This is a genomic window from Hoeflea sp. AS16 (assembly GCF_038900095.1).
Classification (GTDB): domain Bacteria; phylum Pseudomonadota; class Alphaproteobacteria; order Rhizobiales; family Rhizobiaceae; genus Hoeflea.
In genome coordinates this window covers 415505-432843 of record NZ_JBBMQQ010000001.1, presented here as the reverse complement: position 1 = coordinate 432843, position 17339 = coordinate 415505, and the positions used below count along the sequence as shown (strand labels likewise).

Below are 17339 nucleotides of genomic sequence, written 5' to 3'. Positions count from 1 at the left end.
GGACCGGGCGTAAGATCGGGTTGCGGATAGTCTCCGACGCCCTTTCATTCGGTCAGCGTCAGGCGATCGTCTCTGCCCGTCCGGCATGGCGACCCGAGAAGATGCAGCCCCCGAGGAAACTGCCTTCCAGCGCGTTGTAGCCATGGTAACCGCCGCCGCCGAAACCGCTGACTTCACCGGCGGCAAACAGTCCCTCGATTCGCTCGCCTCGCGCATTGAGCACCTGGCCGTTGAGATCGGTCTCAAAGCCGCCCAGCGTCTTGCGCGTGATGATGTGCAGCTTGACCGCGATCAGCGGCCCGTTGTCCGGATCGAGGAACCGGTGCAGCTTGGCCGTGCGCATCAACTTGTCGCCGCGATAGTTCCGTGCCGCATGCACCGCCATCAGCTGCGCATCCTTGGTGAAAGGATTGGCGATCTGGCTGTCCCGCGCCACGATCTGCGCCCGCAGTTTTTCAAGATCAAGCAGCCCCCCACCCTTCTGGTTCATCCCCTCGACCAGTTCCTCCAGCGTATTGGCGACAATGAAGTCTTCGCCATGCTGCTTGAAGGCCTCGACAGCCGGGGCGGCCTGCTTGTTCAGCAGCCGCTGACGGATCACCTTGAGCCAACTCTTGGCGGCGAAATCCAGGTTCTGTTCCGAGCCTGAAAGTGCGACTTCCTTCTTCAGGATCTTCTGGGTCATGATGAACCAGGAATAGTCATGACCGGTCGACAGGATTTCGCGCAGCGTCGACAAGGTGTCAAAGCCCGGCAGGCAGGGCGGCTTCAGCCGGTTGCCTTCCGCATCGAACCACATCGACGACGGACCGGGTAAGATACGGATGCCGTGATTGGGCCAGATCGGATTCCAGTTCTTCACGCCTTCGGTGTAGTGCCACATACGGTCCGCGTTGATCACCCGGCCGCCAGCGGCCTCGGTGATGGCAATCATCCGGCCATCGACATGGGCGGGCACACCCGCGATCATCTCGCGCGGCGGTTCGCCCAGCCGGTCGCGCGGCCAGACCTTGCGCACCAGGTCGAAATTCCCGCCAATCCCGCCCGATGTGACCAGCACGCTTGCCGCCCTGAGCTCGAACTCGCCGCTGATGTCGCGGCTGGTCGATTGCCCGCGGTCCTTGACGTCATCGACAAGGATTTCGCCGGACACACCCTTGACCGCATTGTTCTCAGTGATGATGGTCGAGCAGCGATGCCGGAACCTGAGCTCGATAAGGCCGTTCTTCACATGCGCCCGCACCCGTTTCTCAAACGGCTCGACAATGCCCGGCCCGACGCCCCAGGTGATGTGAAACCGCGGCACGGAATTGCCGTGCCCGTCGGCGAACGAACCGCCGCGTTCCGCCCATCCTACAACCGGAAACCAGCGCATGCCCATGTCGTGCAGCCAGGGCCGCATTTCGCCCGCGGCAAAATCGACATAGGCCTCGGCCCATTTGCGCGGCCAGTAATCTTCCTTGCGATCGAACTGGGCCGAGCCCATCCAGTCATTGAGCGCCAGCTCGCGGCTGTCCTTGATGCCCATCCGCCGCTGTTCCGGCGTGTCGACCAGAAACAACCCGCCGAGAGACCAGAACGCCTGTCCACCGAGAAAGTTTTCAGGTTCCTGGTCAAGAAGGATGACCTGCTTGCCCCTGTCAGCCAACTCGGCCGCGGCAACAAGCCCGGCGAGACCGCCACCGACAATGATCACATCGCAACTGTCCATCTGACTTCACCCCGATCCAAACCTGTTTGCCCTGCCCCGAACCAGACCCAATCAGGCCCTATCCGGTTAAGCTTGGCAAAGCTCCACTCATCATTAAACCATCTGCCCCAGGCGGCAACTCCTGCTGACAAGCCTAGAGGCTCTTGAGCATCTGGTTTGCGGCAAAGGCGGCCTGATAGAACCCGGCCTTCAGACCGCGGGCAGCTTCAGTCCGGACGCCCGTCACCGGCATCGGCAGATCGGCCTCGCTGCCACCGGCCAGCAGCTCCGCCATGGCCTTTCCGAACACCGTGCCCGGCGCGATGCCGCGGCCATTGTATCCGATCGGTGTATACAGCCCCTCGTCCAGCCGGTGGATGCGCGGCAGGTGGTCGCCGGTCATGGCGATCTGGCCGTGCCAGCTCTTCTCGAACTCCACCGGTCCAAGATCAGGAAACAGCCGCTTGAGCTGTCGCGCCGCCCAGCGTTCAGAAAGCCCCTTTTCACCACCGACCACGGATCCCATCGAGCCGATGATCAGGCGGTCCGCCGCATCGCGCCTGAGCGAAAACATGATCTTGCCCGTGTCCCAGATGCCTTGCCGCTCTGGCAGGATGTCCTGAACCCGGGCGCCCAGCGGAACTGTCGCCACCTGGAAATAGTGGATCGGCACGAAACTCGATTTCAGCCCCGGCCATAGATCGTCGGAATAGGCATTGGTCGCAAGAACCACCGATTTCGCCCTGACAACACCTGCCCCGGTTTCCAGCAGCCAGCCGCCGGCCTGCTTTTCGAGCCTGGTCACCGCAGCGCCGGTATGGATACGTGCGCCCGCAGCCTGCGCCGCACGCGCCAGGCCGCGCACATAGCCCATCGGGTTGATCGTTCCCGCCCGCGCATCAAGCAGGCCACCATGAAACGCGCTCGAACCGATCTTCTCTGCCGTCTCGTCGCGCGACAACAGCCGGACCGGAGCACCGAGCCTGGTCCATTCCTCGGCCCGCCGCGCCAAATCCTTGAAACCGCTTTGCGAATGGGCTGCGTGAATCGTGCCCGAACGGGTCAATTCACACCTGATCTGGTACCGTTCGATCAGCGACATCACGCAGTTCGGACCGTCGCCCAGGATATCCACCAGCCGAGCGCCCGGCTCGCCGCCGAGTTTCGCCCGCACGTCCTGCGGCGGCAGCCAAAGTCCGGCATTGACCAGCCCCACATTCCGTCCCGAGCCGCCATACCCGATCTGGTGGGCTTCGAGAACGCACGCATCCAGCCCTTTTTCCGCCGCATGAAGTGCGGTCGAAAGCCCGGTATAACCACCGCCGACAATTGCCAGGTCGGTCGTGACGTCAGCCTTCATCGACGCTCCCTGGCAGACCTCCTCCGATGTCTCATCCCACAACGACACTGTCGACGAACCCTGCATGCCCTGACTTCCTTCGGTTGATGCGCACCTGCCAGCCCGGGCATGTTTTTTGGCCCGGCACCATCACGACTGTTGAACCAAGCGCCGTGTTGCGTCAATCATGCGTGCGCGTCATCACACGTTTGAGCAGGTATCCTTATGGTCAAGAACATCACCCCGGTTGCCGATCTCGTCGCAGCAGCCCGCGCCCGCATTGAAGAGATCGAAACCAGTGACGCCATCGCCATGGTCGACGATCCATCAGTCATCATCGTTGATCTGCGTGATGTCCGCGAACGCCAGCGCTCCGGCTTCATTCCGGGCAGTTTCCACTGCCCGCGCGGCATGGTCGAGTTCTGGGTCGATCCGCAAAGCCCCTACTACAAGGAGGTTTTCGGCCAGGACAAGAAATTCGTCTTCCATTGCGCATCGGGCTGGCGCTCGGCGCTGACCACGGCAACCCTCAACGACATGGGCTTTGAAGCCTCACACCTGAAGGAAGGGTTTTCCACCTGGGAAGCTCAGGGCGGCCCGGTGGAATTCCCGCCAGAGCATCATTCCTGATGGTGGCAATGGTCGCTGCCACAGCTGCAACACTCAGTGCAGTTCGAGATCGGTGTAGATTTTCCACTTGACCTCATCGGCCTCGAGAAAATCAATCGAGTGCACCACAGTGCTGTTTTCGTTCAGGAAACAGACATTGTAGTTCGGCGCCAGGTCGCCGTAGCCCATCCGGTTGATCTCGCCCGAGAATTCAGGCCAGCAGATGTGGTTGGTCGAGCGCGGAGCCGAATAGGGAATGCCGCAGACAGAGCCGCTGAGCGTATAGTGGCAATGGCCGAAGAACAGGTGCGCAACGGTGTCCCTGTACTCCGCCAGCAAGGCCTGAAGCGCGCGCTCGTCGACAATGCCGATGATGTCGGCATTGGCCACATGCACCCGCACAGGATTGTGGTGCATGAACAGATAGGCCCGCTGGCCGTCGCTCCGCGCCTTGTCGAGCACAGTCCTGAGCCAGTCCATCCGCTGCGCACAGTAGCGGCCGCTATGCTTGCCCTGGTCAACCGTATCCATGTAGACGAACAGCCCCGCAGGGGTTTGTTCGGTCCATTGAACAAATCCCGCCCCGTCACGGCAGGTGTCTGCAAACATCGAGGCGAACATCTCGCGATTGTCGTGATTGCCGATCATCAGCCGCGGCTCGAGCTTGTCCTTGAGCGAGCTGCCATCCAGGATCGCCTTGAGCTCCAGGTAGTTTTCCTCCAGCCCGAAATGGGTCAGGTCACCGGTAATCACCACCCGGTCGGCATCGTGGTCATGCGCCTCGACATAGGCCAGACATTTCCTGAAATTCGCAACGGAATCGAGGCCGAGGATGGGTTCGGCGCTGATGTGTATGTCGGAAATATGCACAAGCTTCATGACGGCCTCCATTGCGTCTTGGGCCTGACTATCCGGAATGTGTTGCATCACCATGACAGTCGCCTTGATCACCATCGACCACGCCGGAAAACACCACGCAAGTCTTCCCGGCAGCAAGCCACCGCTTTTTGGTTTTCAAACAAGCTTGTACGTATTGGCCCGCGCCTCTTGCCACTCAAACGCACAACGCCGCGCTTTCCCCTCTGATACAGGCAGGGAAAGCACGGCGTTGGATTCTTCTCGGTCAGTCAAGACCGTGGTTCCGGCCCCGGACCCGCCGGGACTGGAAAAGCACGGGGCTGGTGCTTACAGCATGTCGAGATTGATGCCGACGGTAATCGCGCCGATCGGCTCACCGGTTTCCGGATCGGAAATGGTCACGCTGGCCTGCGACTGAAGCGCCTGAGTGGATTCGTCTTCCTCGATCTCGTCGACAAAAACCACTCCGGCACCCGCACCGTAGGTCTTCTGCCACTTGGCTTCGTCACCCTGCCAGTAATCGGAGGTGACATCGCTCTGGCCGACATTGAGGCCCTTGGCGTCCATCACGAACATTTCCGTGATCATGCCCTGGCTGCCTTCCTTCTTTTCCATCAGGAACTTGGACAGTTCACGCGCCAGCACCTCGTTGACGAAAGGCTTGTCCGAAGCGGTTGCCTGCGCACGCCATTCCTTGTCGAGCTTGTCGATTGCAGCCGCATCAAGGCCGCTGGTCTTTGCGTTCTGTTCCTTGATGGCGCCGACCACGACCGGATCCGTCAGCCATGTTTCGACACTCTGGCTGATGAATTCCTTGACCGGGCCGACATGGGCTTCCTCGGCCTGGACACTGACAGGTGCAAACGCGATTGTGGTGGCAGCAAGCAGGGCTGATGCAAAAAGCTTGGTCTTCATTTCGGTCTTCTCCTCGTTTTGAAGTGGGGTGCGATCGTCACTGATCGCCATTGCTCTTGGTACGCTGGCTTAGAACTCTTCCCAGTCGTCCGTGCTCTGGGCGAGCGCGGCATTGCCCTGGGCTTGATACTGGGGTTGTGCGGCCGGTCTGGACGCAGACGCAGGCCGGGCAGCAACCGGTGGTGCGGGTCGTTGTGCTTCCGGCGTCCGGGCGGCAACCGCAGCCCCGGTCAGCTTGAAGGATTTGACGACGTCAGCGAGACGTTCGCATTCACCGGCCAGCTTCTGCGATGACGTATTGCTGTCCTGAACCATGGCCGCGTTCTTCTGGGTCATCGTGTCCATCTCGTTGATGGCCGTGTTGACCTGCGACAGTCCTGTCGCCTGTTCGCGGGCAGCCCGGGAAATCGAATCGATCTTCTGCGCCACCGCCGTGATCTGTTGTTCGATCTGCTCCATGGACTGTCCGGTCCGGTTGACCAGATCGACACCATTGCTCACCTGGACTCCGCTCTCTTCGATCAGGTCCTTGATCTCCTTGGCGGCATTGGCCGAGCGCCCCGCCAGGTCCCGGACTTCCTGCGCAACCACGGCAAATCCCTTGCCGGCCTCCCCGGCGCGCGCCGCCTCGACCCCGGCATTCAGCGCCAGCAGGTTGGTCTGGAAAGCGATATCGTCAATCACCTTGAGAATTTGCGCGATGCGGGATGAGGATTCCTCGATCCCGCCCATGGCCGTGATTGCCGAGCGGACAATCTCCGACGACGATGTCGCTGCGTCACGCGTTGATCCGACAAGATCACCGGCTTCGCTGGCCTGCTCGGAGGAAGCCTTGACGGTGGTGGTGATTTCATCGAGCGCCGCAGCCGTCTGTTCTAGCGCTGCAGCCTGCTGTTCGGTCCTGCGGGCCAGCTCGTCGGTGGAGCCACCCAGGCTGTCCGACGCCTGCTTGACTGCATTTTGCGCACTGTCGATGGTACCGACCGTCGCCTCGAGCGCTTCAAGCGCCCTGTTGAAATTGTCCTGCAGCGCGGCAAATTCACCGCCAAGGTCGGGGACCCGGGCTGTCAGATCGCCGGCGGCGAGCTTTTCGAGCGCGGTGCCGAGTTCCTCGACCACCTTGCGCTGGGCCTCGGAGGAGCGTTCGGTCTCGCTCATGTTGGCCTGGCGCTCCGCATCGAGTTGTTCGCGCTGCCGCACCATCTCGGCATCGGCTTCCAGCTTCATCCGCGCGGCGTCACAGAATTCGGTCAGGGCGCGCGCCACGACGCCGATCTCGTCGCCCTTTTCCGCATGCGGAACAGGGGCTGAAATGTCACCGGCCTGCAACTCGCCGATACGGCGGTTCACATCGGCCAGCGGCGTGCCGACAAACTTGCGCATTGCGAACAGCAGGATTGCGACCGAGATGATCAGAACCGCAATCTGCGACACCATTGCCTTGAGCGCAAAATCCCGCGCTGACATGGCGATATCATCCGTCGTCCAGACGGTTTTGATCTGTCCCAGCGATACGCCATCCTTGCCGGCGGGCAACGGGGCGGAAACGACTACCGACGAAGCCCCTTCCTCGATAACCGCATCTTTCAATTCGCCGGGATTGGAATTCAGCACCTGTGTCAGTGACGCTTCAGGCGTTTCCGCCCGCGTCCAGACATCAACCTGGTCTCCGGCCTGATTGAAGGCGGTAAAGCCGACAAGAGCGAGCTTCGGATCATTCTGGAAGATCTCGTAGGCCGAGCGGATCGACTCGGTCTTGCCCCACTTCACGCCCCCAGCGGCCTGGGCGCCGATCTGGGTGGTGTCCTTGATCCAGTTGCGCTCAGCCATTTCCAGCTGGTTCGCACCCGACATCTGCGAGATCGCAAAACTGGTAACAGCAAGCCCCAGCAGATTGACCAGAATGACGGTAATCGCGATTTTTTGCGTAATGCTTCGCGTTGAGCCTTTGGCTTTGCCAGCCAAGGCCTTGCTCAGATTGAACCCCATGATACCCCCTCAACAATTGCAGTCGCCAAGTCCCGGTTATGCAATCATTGCGGGCCGACGGGCTTCATGTCCGACGTCTGACCTAGTCCTCAAGTATTAGAGATTAGGCACAACTGGTTTAATTACCCTTAATTACTAGGGGGAAGCGCTCACATGCTGTGCAAATCATGGGCACCTTGCCAGAATTTTGGGCAACCCGAAGACGCCAGGAGACAAAACAACACAGGAAAACACCGAATACGTGACTGGCAGTTGTTTGTGACAATGCTCACGCTTACCGATCAGAAACCGCCCTTTACAGCGACCGATACAGCAGGAAACCCAAATGCCGAAAAAGAAGGTCCGAAAAGTATATGACGCCCTCATCGAGGGAGCCTACCAAGGCCTGTCGGATGCCGAATTGCACGACTATGTCTTTGAGCGTTGTCCCAAGGCAACCAGCAAGCGGCTGGTCCGCGCCGCCTTGCTCGCGCTCAGCGATCCCGACGTCAAGGATCGAAACGTTCTCAACGTGATTTACGCGCTTGCCATCAAACACCGGCTCGACGGTGGCCCCGATGTCGAGGAAGATGATGACTGAGCTGCCGGCCGCCGCCTGCTTGGCGCGCGGCAGGTTGCCCTGAACCGCAGCGGAGACCGGTCAGTCACCCGTCATTCAGACAGGCGGCCAGCCCCCATCGCCCGCGTCATGTATGCCACCAGTGCCGATCCGGCCGTATGCATCTCTCCGGAATTGTCGATAACGACATCGGCCTCCAGCCGCGCATCCAGCGCTGCGGCACGCTCAAGCCTTGCCTCTATCTCCGACGCACTCTCCCGGCCTCTTGCCTGGAGCCGTTGCGCCAGAGTGGCCGGGTCAACCCGGATCTCCACGGCCACAGCACTCGGAAACACCTGCTGAATGACATTCCAGGCCCCCCTCGATCCATTGACCACCGCAAGGCGGCCTTCGGCCAGGTGAGCCTCGATGGTACGTGGCAAGCCGTAACGCAGTCCGTTCGCAGTCCATGTCAATGCAAACTGCCCCTCGTCGATAGCCGCATCGAACTCGGCCTCGGTCATGGCGACATGGTCTTCGTTTCCCGCATCGGCAGGCCGGGTGATCGCCCTGCGCACAAACAGCACGTCTGCCCGGCCGGCAAGCTGATCCCGCGCATAGGACATCAGCGTGTCCTTGCCCGAGCCACTTGGCCCGAGCACCACGATCAACCGGCCCGGATTCGTGCTTTTGAGGTTCGCCGGCAATTGCATCAGGCGACCCGTTCGCCTTGCCGCCAGACCGAACGCACCACCGGAACGCCGCTCTCCCGGCGCACCCGGACAAGGTCAGCGCGCTTACCGGGCGTCAGGCTACCCCGGTCATCCAGCCCGACCGTTTTCGCAGGCGTTGCCGTCACCAGCCGGATCGCGGCAGGCAGGTCGAGATCGTCGACTTCATCGGCAAGCACGAACGGCGCGTGGATCAGGCTGAACGGAATATAATCCGATGACAACACGTCCAGAACACCGGCCCGCGCCAGGTCGGTCGCCGCGATATTTCCGGAATGGGAGCCGCCACGCACCACGTTCGGCGCTCCCATCAGGACGCTCATGCCGGCCTTGTGAGATGCCTGTGCCGCCTCGATGCTGGTTGGAAACTCCGCCAATTTCACGCCGAAACCGACAGCTTCCTCGACATGACCGAGCGTTGCATCATCATGGCTGGCAATCGTGATCCCGCGCTGGGTACAGGCGCTTGCGATAGCCTTGCGGTGCGCATCGGAATACTGGGCCGAACATTCCTGCCGCCGGGCGACGAAGTGCGCAAAGGCCTCGTCGGACAGGCCGCGCTTGGTCTTGTAATATAGCGTGTACTGCTCCATCGTCTGGAACTGCCGCTGACCCGGCGCATGGTCCATCAGCGACGCCAGCCGCACCTGGGTATCTGTCTGGAAGTCGGCAAAATGATCGAGCACATCTGCCGCCGACACCTCGCAACGCAAGTGAATGAGATGATCGGCGCGCAACCGGTTTTCCGCCCGCGCCGAAGCAAGCGCATCGGCAATCGCGCGCATTTCGCCGACCTCAAAACCGTCATCAGCGTCAGACCCGAGCCGCAGGCAATCAAACACGGTGGTAATGCCCGAAGAGGCAATCTGGGCGTCATGCGACTGGATCGCCGAGATGGCATTCCAGCGCACGCCCGGACGTGGCGAGTAATGCGCTTCGAGATGATCAGTATGCAGCTCCACCAGGCCGGGCAGGATGTAGTCCCCTTCCATGTCCACGCCACTCGCCGAATTGCCTTCCGCGATCTCGGCAATCACGCCATCGCGGACCACCAGGCTTCCGGAAACGATCCGGTCCTCAAGAACAAGCCGGGCATTGGTCAAAATTGTCTCGGTGGTCATTCAGGCAGTCTTTCTATGCTGGCCAGACGCAAGCGGCGTCCGGCTGTGGATTTGAAAAGGCGCGCCGGGTTCCGGCTCGACAAACAGCGTGAGCGCGCGAACCACGACCGGTCCGGCCAGGGCCGGTGCAAAATGTGTTTCCGCAGCAGCGGCGATGCGGGTGATGTCCGGCTCCGGCAGCCGGTTGGTCAGGGTCATGTGAAAACGGAAGCGGTCAAAAACATAAGGATACCCCCACCGCATCAGGTTCCTCAACTCGCCCGAAGACAGCGATTCCGGGTTGCGCCGCTCGATCTCCCTGTCGCTCAGGGGCGCGCGCAGCGGTTCGAACGCTTCAACGACAGCACCGGCGAAGGCAGCCAGCTCCGGGGCCGGACCGCCCGGCACGAGCGCGACAAACCCCTCGAGGCGACCCACCATCAACGATGGAATCTCAAACACGTCGGTCTGTTCGGCAAATGTTTCCATCGCCCTGACCAGGTCGGCTTCGCTCACCCCGTCGGCAAGACGGAACGGCGCCTTCAACGTGGCATGGAACCCGTAGCGCCGGGCCGGACCGGTGATCGTCGCCAGTTCACTGGCGCCAAGGCCGTCGAGATCGGGATGCTCGACCGGATTGCCGGTTGCGGCATCGCGTCCCAGCCAGCTTGACCCGAGCCGGTGAAGCGGTTCGTCCGAACCCGGCGAAAAATAGAAGGCATACCGCATCACATCTGTCCCCTGCCAATCAGCATCCCGCGCAACCGCGACGAAATCGTGTCGAACACATAGACCACGAAAAGGATCAGCAGCACCATATAGGCGACATTTTCCCAGTCCGAATTGGTCCGCATCGCTTCCCACAATTTCAGGCCGATGCCCCCGGCGCCGACCGCTCCGATGATTGTTGCCGAGCGGGTGTTTGATTCCCAGAAATACAGCGACTGGCTGACAAACACCGGCAAGACCTGGGGTACAACGCCGAACCGCTGCACCAGAACCGGATTCGCGCCCAGCGAGCGTACACCCTCACGCTGCTTCTCGTCGATATTCTCCAGCGCCTCCGAGTAGAGCTTTCCGAGTGTCCCCGTATCGGTGAAGAAAATGGCGGAAATACCGGCCAGCGGTCCGGGCCCGAAAGCGCGGGTGAAGAACAGCGCCCAGATCAGCATGTCGACCGAGCGCAGGAAATCGAACAGCCGCTTGGTCACCTGGTTGGTGAGGAAACTCGGCGTGATGTTGCGCGCCGCCATGAACGACAGCGGAAAGGCGATTGCCGTGGCAAACAGCGTGCCGACAAAGGCCATGACGATGGTCTGGCCGAGCTTGACGAACACGTCGCCATGCTGCCACTCGGCATTGTTGAGGAAATTGTCCACAGCCAGAGACAGGTTCGACTGGGCCGGCTTGATCCGCTCGCCCCACAGGATCGTCGCCGTCACGTCGCCAAAGCCGCGGTTCCAGAACGGCGAAGACGTATCGAAAACGAAATTCTCCCAGCCCAGGAACCGTTGCCGGATCTTGACCTCGTCATCCTCGATTTCGACCCGCCCGGCAAAACCGAAACCAGCAATGATCTTTTCGCCACCCCGGCGCACGTCAACCCATTCCGGCAGCGCGCCCTCGGCGCGGACGATGCCGTCGGATCCGACATTGACCAGAACGGTCTCGGTACCGCGCTTCAGCGTCACCCGGTAAGGCTCCACCAGCACGGAACCGGCAGAACCCATGCTGACCTCGGCGCGAACCGGCAGCACTTTCCGCTCCGACGTTGCTTTCGTCTCGGCCGCCTGTTGCCCGGCATCTGCCGCAGCGCCGCCGGTTGCAGCACCCGGCGCCATGAACCCGGTCGACGTCCCTTTCGCTCCCGGAACCAGGAAGCCCGTGGCCGCCGGCGGCGTCGCAACAGGCGCCGCAGTCGCCGCTTTGGTCACGACGGTGACTTCTGCATTTTCGGTCACCAGCCAGTCAGGCCTCGGGTCAGAACCCAGAGGTGAGTATTTTGGAAACTCCACCTCCAGATAGCCGTCGTGATAGACGATATCCGGCCGGACTTCGTAGGAGATCCAGTCAGCGAGATAGCTGCCGGCAATGTCCCAGCTGCCGCGCTGGATCACCTGCCCTACAGCGAACAGGTTCCAGGCAAACACCAGATAGATGGCGACCGCTGCCACCACCAATATCTTGCTGTAGCGGGTCAGAAACGATCGCTTGAACACATCCGGATAACGTCCGGTGATCTCGTCGAGCTGGCTTGCGGTTATGGCAGTCATGTCAAAGCTTCCCCATAGGCGCTTTCGAAGGCCTGCTCGCCAACCACCCGCTTGCGCAGCCATGCCGAGAACTGGTCGACGGCTATCACCGTGGTCAGAAGCAGGATGATGATGGCAATGGTCTTGGCCTCATGGCCACGGCTGATCGACAACCTGAGCGCCTCACCAATGCCACCACCGCCAACCGCACCGATAATGGTCGAGGCGCGGACATTGATTTCAAGCCGCATCAAGGTGTAGCTCAGGAAATTCGGCAGCACCTGCGGAACCATGCCGAAGCGGACCCGCTCGACCCAGTTGCCGCCAACCGCGCGCAGGCCTTCATCGGCCTTCATGTCGGCGTTTTCGACCACTTCGAAAAACATCTTGCCGAGCGAGCCGATGGTGTGGATCGCCACGGCAATGATCGCCGGCACCGGCCCAAGCGACAGGATCGCGGCAAAGAAGCCGGCAATCACGATCTCCGGGAAGGCACGCAGGATTTCCAGAAAGCGGCGGACAAAGCCACGCAGCCAGGCCCGCGTGGTCAGGTTGGACGCTGCCAGGAAGCACAGCAGGAAACCGAAGACAAAGCCGATGATGGTCGAGACGATGGCTATGTTGATGGTCTCGATCATCTTGAACACATATTCGGGCATGTAGAGGTTTGCGGTCAGCCAGACCCGGCCCTCCGGATAGTCGTATTTCAGCGATCCATCGGCATAGGGACTTTCCAGGTCAAACAGCGCCCGCCAGACTTCCCAGCCGTCGCGCGGGATCATGTCACCGAAAAAATCGAAGAAATGCGGCAGCCGGTCCCAGAATTTGCCGGCATTGGTCTCGTTGGCAAACCACAGCGATCCGGCCAGCGCCATCAGCAGCAGGACAAGCCCCAACCCGGTATAGATGCGCCGCTGCCGCGCCAGCGCCTGCCAGTGCCGCTCGGTCTCCGTGACCATCGGGGAATGCTGGGACGGTTTCATGATCTGATCCTGCTGTGACAAGGAAAACCGCGGTCCCTTTCACAAGAGACCGCGGCCGTTTTGCAGAGGGAAGGTTTACGAGCCGATCTTGGCGCGGCGGGCTTCGATGATTGCCTGGTAGAACGAGGAATCAACTTCGGTGAAACCCTTGTAATCGCCGCCCTGGATGGAGGCGAAGCATTCGGGATCGCTCTCGGGCAGTGCCATCATGAAGTCCTTGAACTTGGCCTTCATGTCGGTGTCCATGGTTGAACGGACAACAATCGGACCATTCGGGATCAGCGGCGACTGCCAGACCTGGACCAGGTCACCCATGTCGACGATGCCCTTGTCGACCATCTTCTTCAGATTGCCCGATGTGTAGCCGTCCTTGAACTCGCCAACGCCCGAAGCCCAGGTGGTGCCGGCATCGAAGTTGCCCTTGACGACTTCCAGAACCAGGTTCTCGTGACCACCGCCGAAGCCGGTTTCACCGAAATACTCGGCAATCGGCATGCCGATGGCGGCAGGCAGCGTGACCGAAGGAACCAGGAAGCCGGACGTGGAATCCGGATCGGCGAAGCCGAGCTTCTTGCCCTTGAGGTCTTCCAGCTTGGTGATGCCAGAATCCTTGCGCGCAACCATGACGGAGTAGTAGCCGGTGGCGCCATCGGTCTGGATCGTGGTCAGGATCGGCTCAACAGCGTCCTTGTTTTCAAGATAGACCTTGGCGTAGCCCGATGCCCCAAGTTCGGCATAATCGAGCGTGCCGCCGAGCAGGCCCTGGATCACGCCGTCATAATCGGCGGCCGGAAACAGCGAGACTTTTTCCACGCCGAGAACGGCGGGCAGTTTTTCGGTCATGCACTGGAAGCTGCGCAGGCGGTCGGCTTCGTTTTCGCCGCCGAGAATGCCGATACGGAAGTCCTTGAGGTCTTCGGCGCCTGCAGGCTGGACAGCGATGATGGCGGCGAACGATGCCGCTGCGAGAAGGGCTTTCTTGAACATTGATCTGCTCCTGGTGAGATCCGGCAGGATGCCGGCCATTCCGTGGGTTGGGCCTGTTACGCGGGCAAGGCGACCTCGGCTGCTGCAGGCTTGACGCTGAGCGCCGGCTGCAACGGACCGGTGGATTTGGACTTGGCCGGAACGATAGGGCGTTCGGCGGAAATCGATGTCGAGGTGATGGCTTCCGAGATCTCTGTACCGTCATCGGAGGCGCCGTAGATCATCCGCACGGCGTCACTGGTCAGCTCGTCGGGCGAGCCGTCAAACACCACCTTGCCGCCGGCCATGCCGATCACCCGCTCGCAATAGGCACGCGCCGTATCGAGCGTGTGCAGATTGGTGATCACGGTAATGCCTTCGCGCTCGTTGATGTCTTTGAGCGCGTCCATGACGATCTGCGCGTTGAGCGGATCAAGCGAGGCGATCGGCTCGTCGGCCAGTACCATCGAGGGCGACTGCATCAGCGCCCGCGCAATGGCGACACGCTGCTGCTGGCCACCCGACAGGGTTCCCGCCATCTGCAATGCGGTCTGGGCAATGCCGAGACGCTCCAGCGCCATCAAGGCTTTGGCTCGCTCCTCGACCGTGAAGATGTTGAGAATGTTGAGCACCGTCGAGCGGTGATTGAGCCGGCCAAGCAGCACATTAGTCAACACGTCAAGCCGCGGCACCAAGTTGAACTGCTGGAAGATCATCGCGCAATCGCGATGCCAATTGCGCAACCCTGCACCACCGAGCCCGGACACGGTCTTGCCCTTGAACCGGATCTCGCCGCTGCTTGTCGGCGTCAACCGGTTGATCATGCGCAGGAGCGTCGACTTGCCGGCGCCCGAACGCCCGATAACACCGACCATCTGCCCTTCCGGGATAGACAGCGTGACGGCATCAACAGCAATGTTGGTGCCAAAACGGCGGGTCACGTCGGTCAATTCAAGCATGGGCAAATCCCCCGGGATCACGATTGGTCTTGCGACTTTCGAGGAGTGACCTAGCCCAGCCATGTGAAAGGCCGATGTCGGTTTGATGTCAGTTTTGTTACGTTCCACAGGCCCGGAGAGGCCTGGTGCGAAACCTCCATTTTCCAAGCGCAAAACAGACTTGCGTCCGCGCTTCAGTCATGGCCCTATGTGGATGTCTGGTGCCCGTGTGATGCGGGAGAATCGGGAATCCGGCGAGAATCCGGAACGTGCCCAACGCTGTGACGGGGATGGTCTGCGCTTCATGCCACTGGGAGAGCCCGGGAAGGCGCGCAGGTCAGATGATCCGAAGTCAGAAGACCGGCCAGATGTCATAGCCTTTCAGCGCATGGACAGCGCTGCGGGTTTTTCCGGATTGTTGGGGATCAAACAATGCCGAAGACATCCATGCTGTCTGCAGCAGAACCATTCGTGACGGCTGAACGCGACGCCGTTTACAAGGCCATCTTCACCCGCCGCGATGTGCGCGACCAGTTCCTGCCGGAGCCGGTTCCGGATGACGTTCTACGACGGCTTTTGCAAGCCGCGCATCACGCACCGTCCGTGGGGTTCATGCAACCCTGGAACTTCATCACCATCCGCAGCCAACCGGTGCGCGACAGGGTGGCCGACGCGTTCGCGCGCGCCAACGACGAAGCTGTCAAACTGTTTCCAGAAGAACGGCAACCCAAATACAAATCATTGAAACTTGAAGGCATCCGCAAGGCGCCACTCAACATCTGCGTCACCTGCAATCGAAAACGAGGCGGCGATGTGGTTCTGGGCAAGACCCACAATTCCAGCATGGATCTCTACAGCACGGTCTGCGCGGTGCAGAACCTGTGGCTTGCAGCCCGCGCCGAGGGCATCGGCATGGGCTGGGTCAGCATCTTTCGCGACGCCGATCTCAAAGCCATCCTGAGCATCCCCGACCGGATCGAGATCGTCGCCTATCTCTGCCTTGGCTATGTCGACGAGCTCTATGAGCGGCCGGAACTCGAGGTCAAGGGCTGGAACCGCCGGCTGCCGCTCGATGAGCTGATTTTCGAGGAATGCTGGCAGGGCGAACCCTAGCCACCATGTTTTTCGATAAACGCCTCGACCGGCAGCGCCCGGAAATCATGAAGCGCCGCATGCAGCTTTTCATGCTCCCAGTCCCACCAGGCCAGCGCATCGAGGCGGCTGGCGATGTCATCGGAGAACCGTTGCCGGATGGTTCGCGCAGGCACGCCGACGGCAATGGCGAAATCGGCAACATCTTTGGTCACCACCGCGTTGGCCCCGATGATCGCGCCATTGCCGATGCTCACACCGGGCATCACCACCGCGCCATGGCCGATCCAGGTGTCGTGGCCGATGCTGATCCCCTGCCCGGCGCGCCAGTCGAAGAAATCCTGATCGTCAGTCTCGCCGTCGAAATACCACGACGAGCGATAGCTGAAATGATGCAGCGACGCCCGCTCCATCGGATGCATGCTGGCATAGATCCGCACATGACTGGCGATATTGGCAAACTTGCCGATGCTCGCATAGGCGATCTGGGTGTTCTCGACGCAATAGGAATAATCCCCCATGCTCGAGTGCGCCACGGTGCAATTGGCGCCAACCTCGGTGTAGCGACCAAGGGTGGAACCCACGACCTTGGCGCTGTCATGCACCAGCGGTGTCCCTGACAGCTTCGTCATGCCGCAGACTTTCCGGTGGCAAAGGCAGATACATCGATGATCTGATCGGCCACCGCATCGCGAACCTCCTGATCGTGGAAAATGCCGAGCAATGCCGCGCCATCTGCCTTCTTGCGGGCAATCAGGTTGATCACCACTTCGCGGTTGGCGGCATCCAGCGAGGCTGTCGGTTCATCCAGCAGCAGGATCGGGTGATCGGTGATGAAGCCGCGGGCAATGTTGACGCGCTGCTGCTCGCCGCCAGAAAATGTCGCCGGCGGCAGCGACCAGAGCTTTTCGGGAAGGTTGAGCTCGGCAAACAGATCCCGCGCCCGCTGGTGTGCGATCTCCTGCGCAATGCCCCGGATCAACAACGGCTCGGCGGCAACATCGAGCGCCGAGACGCGCGGCACGGCGCGTAAAAACTGGCTGACATAGCCGATCGTGTCGCGTCGGATCGCCAGCACCATGCGCGGATCGGCACTGGCAACATCGATATGTTTGCCGTGATGGCTCACCAGGATCTGACCGCTGTCGCAGCCGTAATTGCCGTAGAGCATTTTCAGGATCGAGCTTTTTCCAACGCCGGACGGTCCGCCCAACACCGCGCAGGACCCGGCTTTCAGCGAGAACGACACATTGGTGACGACCGGCAATTCAACACCGCCACGCATATGCATGACGAATGTCTTTTTCACGTCCGAAGCGACAAGCAACGTTTTCATGGG

Annotated in this window: 17 protein-coding genes and 1 riboswitch; of the genes, 3 read left to right on the top strand and 14 right to left on the bottom strand. The window is 60.9% G+C overall.

Annotated features, from left to right (window positions below; translation table 11 throughout):
• Window positions 1-58 precede the first annotated feature (58 nt).
• Window positions 59-1711 carry an FAD-binding dehydrogenase gene (locus WNY80_RS02030; RefSeq protein ID WP_342885670.1) on the bottom strand — a complete coding sequence of 551 codons (1653 nt, stop codon included), beginning with the start codon at window positions 1709-1711 and terminating at the stop codon, window positions 59-61.
• 133 nt (window positions 1712-1844) lie between these two features.
• A complete protein-coding gene (locus tag WNY80_RS02025; protein WP_342885669.1) occupies window positions 1845-3116 on the bottom strand; it encodes an FAD-binding oxidoreductase in 1272 nt (423 codons plus the stop codon).
• Between the two features lie 138 nt (window positions 3117-3254).
• Between WNY80_RS02025 and WNY80_RS02020 the strand changes: the two genes are divergently transcribed.
• Complete coding sequence (locus WNY80_RS02020) at window positions 3255-3659, top strand: rhodanese-like domain-containing protein (protein WP_342885668.1); 405 nt, start codon at window positions 3255-3257, stop codon at window positions 3657-3659.
• Window positions 3660-3692: 33 nt separating this feature from the next.
• On the opposite strand, the gene WNY80_RS02015 is transcribed toward WNY80_RS02020, so the two are convergent.
• The 3 genes from WNY80_RS02015 to WNY80_RS02005 form a co-directional block, all read right to left on the bottom strand.
• The gene (locus WNY80_RS02015; RefSeq protein ID WP_342885667.1) at window positions 3693-4517 is read right to left on the bottom strand and encodes a metallophosphoesterase; all 825 of its coding nucleotides are present in this window, start codon (window positions 4515-4517) and stop codon (window positions 3693-3695) included.
• Between the two features lie 306 nt (window positions 4518-4823).
• A complete protein-coding gene (locus tag WNY80_RS02010; RefSeq protein ID WP_342885666.1) occupies window positions 4824-5411 on the bottom strand; it encodes a hypothetical protein in 588 nt (195 codons plus the stop codon).
• Window positions 5412-5480: 69 nt separating this feature from the next.
• Window positions 5481-7400: a methyl-accepting chemotaxis protein gene (locus tag WNY80_RS02005; protein ID WP_342885665.1), complete on the bottom strand. Its 1920-nt coding sequence runs from the start codon at window positions 7398-7400 to the stop codon at window positions 5481-5483.
• Window positions 7401-7725: 325 nt separating this feature from the next.
• On the opposite strand from WNY80_RS02005, the gene WNY80_RS02000 reads away from it, so the two are divergent.
• Complete coding sequence (locus WNY80_RS02000; protein ID WP_342885664.1) at window positions 7726-7980, top strand: hypothetical protein; 255 nt, start codon at window positions 7726-7728, stop codon at window positions 7978-7980.
• 71 nt (window positions 7981-8051) lie between these two features.
• On the opposite strand, the gene phnN is transcribed toward WNY80_RS02000, so the two are convergent.
• The 7 genes from phnN to phnC form a co-directional block, all read right to left on the bottom strand.
• Entirely contained in the window at window positions 8052-8651 is a 600-nt protein-coding gene (gene phnN, locus WNY80_RS01995; RefSeq protein WP_342885663.1) for a phosphonate metabolism protein/1,5-bisphosphokinase (PRPP-forming) PhnN, read from the bottom strand.
• Complete coding sequence (locus tag WNY80_RS01990) at window positions 8651-9790, bottom strand: alpha-D-ribose 1-methylphosphonate 5-triphosphate diphosphatase (protein WP_342885662.1); 1140 nt, start codon at window positions 9788-9790, stop codon at window positions 8651-8653. Before WNY80_RS01990 ends, phnN begins: the two co-directional genes overlap by 1 nt.
• The gene (locus tag WNY80_RS01985; protein ID WP_342886288.1) at window positions 9791-10498 is read right to left on the bottom strand and encodes a DUF1045 domain-containing protein; all 708 of its coding nucleotides are present in this window, start codon (window positions 10496-10498) and stop codon (window positions 9791-9793) included.
• Complete coding sequence (gene phnE / locus WNY80_RS01980; protein ID WP_342885661.1) at window positions 10498-12042, bottom strand: phosphonate ABC transporter, permease protein PhnE; 1545 nt, start codon at window positions 12040-12042, stop codon at window positions 10498-10500. The genes WNY80_RS01985 and phnE (WNY80_RS01980) overlap by 1 nt, the downstream gene beginning before the upstream one ends.
• Window positions 12039-13004 (bottom strand): phosphonate ABC transporter, permease protein PhnE, encoded by a 966-nt coding sequence (phnE, locus tag WNY80_RS01975; RefSeq protein ID WP_342885660.1) that lies wholly within the window; start codon window positions 13002-13004, stop codon window positions 12039-12041. Before phnE (WNY80_RS01975) ends, phnE (WNY80_RS01980) begins: the two co-directional genes overlap by 4 nt.
• Window positions 13005-13079: 75 nt before the next feature.
• Complete coding sequence (gene phnD / locus WNY80_RS01970) at window positions 13080-13991, bottom strand: phosphonate ABC transporter substrate-binding protein (RefSeq protein WP_342885659.1); 912 nt, start codon at window positions 13989-13991, stop codon at window positions 13080-13082.
• 56 nt (window positions 13992-14047) lie between these two features.
• Window positions 14048-14929, bottom strand: coding sequence for a phosphonate ABC transporter ATP-binding protein (gene phnC / locus WNY80_RS01965; RefSeq protein WP_342885658.1), 882 nt, complete (start codon window positions 14927-14929; stop codon window positions 14048-14050).
• Between the two features lie 181 nt (window positions 14930-15110).
• Window positions 15111-15292: riboswitch (cobalamin riboswitch) on the top strand.
• A 48-nt stretch (window positions 15293-15340) separates the two neighbouring features.
• On the opposite strand from phnC, the gene bluB reads away from it, so the two are divergent.
• Window positions 15341-16021, top strand: a complete 681-nt coding sequence (bluB, locus tag WNY80_RS01960) for a 5,6-dimethylbenzimidazole synthase (protein WP_342885657.1) — start codon at window positions 15341-15343, stop codon at window positions 16019-16021.
• Here bluB and WNY80_RS01955 read toward each other — a convergent pair.
• Together WNY80_RS01955 and phnL are read right to left on the bottom strand one after the other, a co-directional pair.
• Window positions 16018-16632 carry a DapH/DapD/GlmU-related protein gene (locus WNY80_RS01955; RefSeq protein WP_342885656.1) on the bottom strand — a complete coding sequence of 205 codons (615 nt, stop codon included), beginning with the start codon at window positions 16630-16632 and terminating at the stop codon, window positions 16018-16020. The genes bluB and WNY80_RS01955 overlap by 4 nt on opposite strands.
• Window positions 16629-17336, bottom strand: coding sequence for a phosphonate C-P lyase system protein PhnL (phnL, locus tag WNY80_RS01950; protein WP_342885655.1), 708 nt, complete (start codon window positions 17334-17336; stop codon window positions 16629-16631). The genes WNY80_RS01955 and phnL overlap by 4 nt, the downstream gene beginning before the upstream one ends.
• Between the last annotated feature and the right edge of the window lie 3 nt (window positions 17337-17339).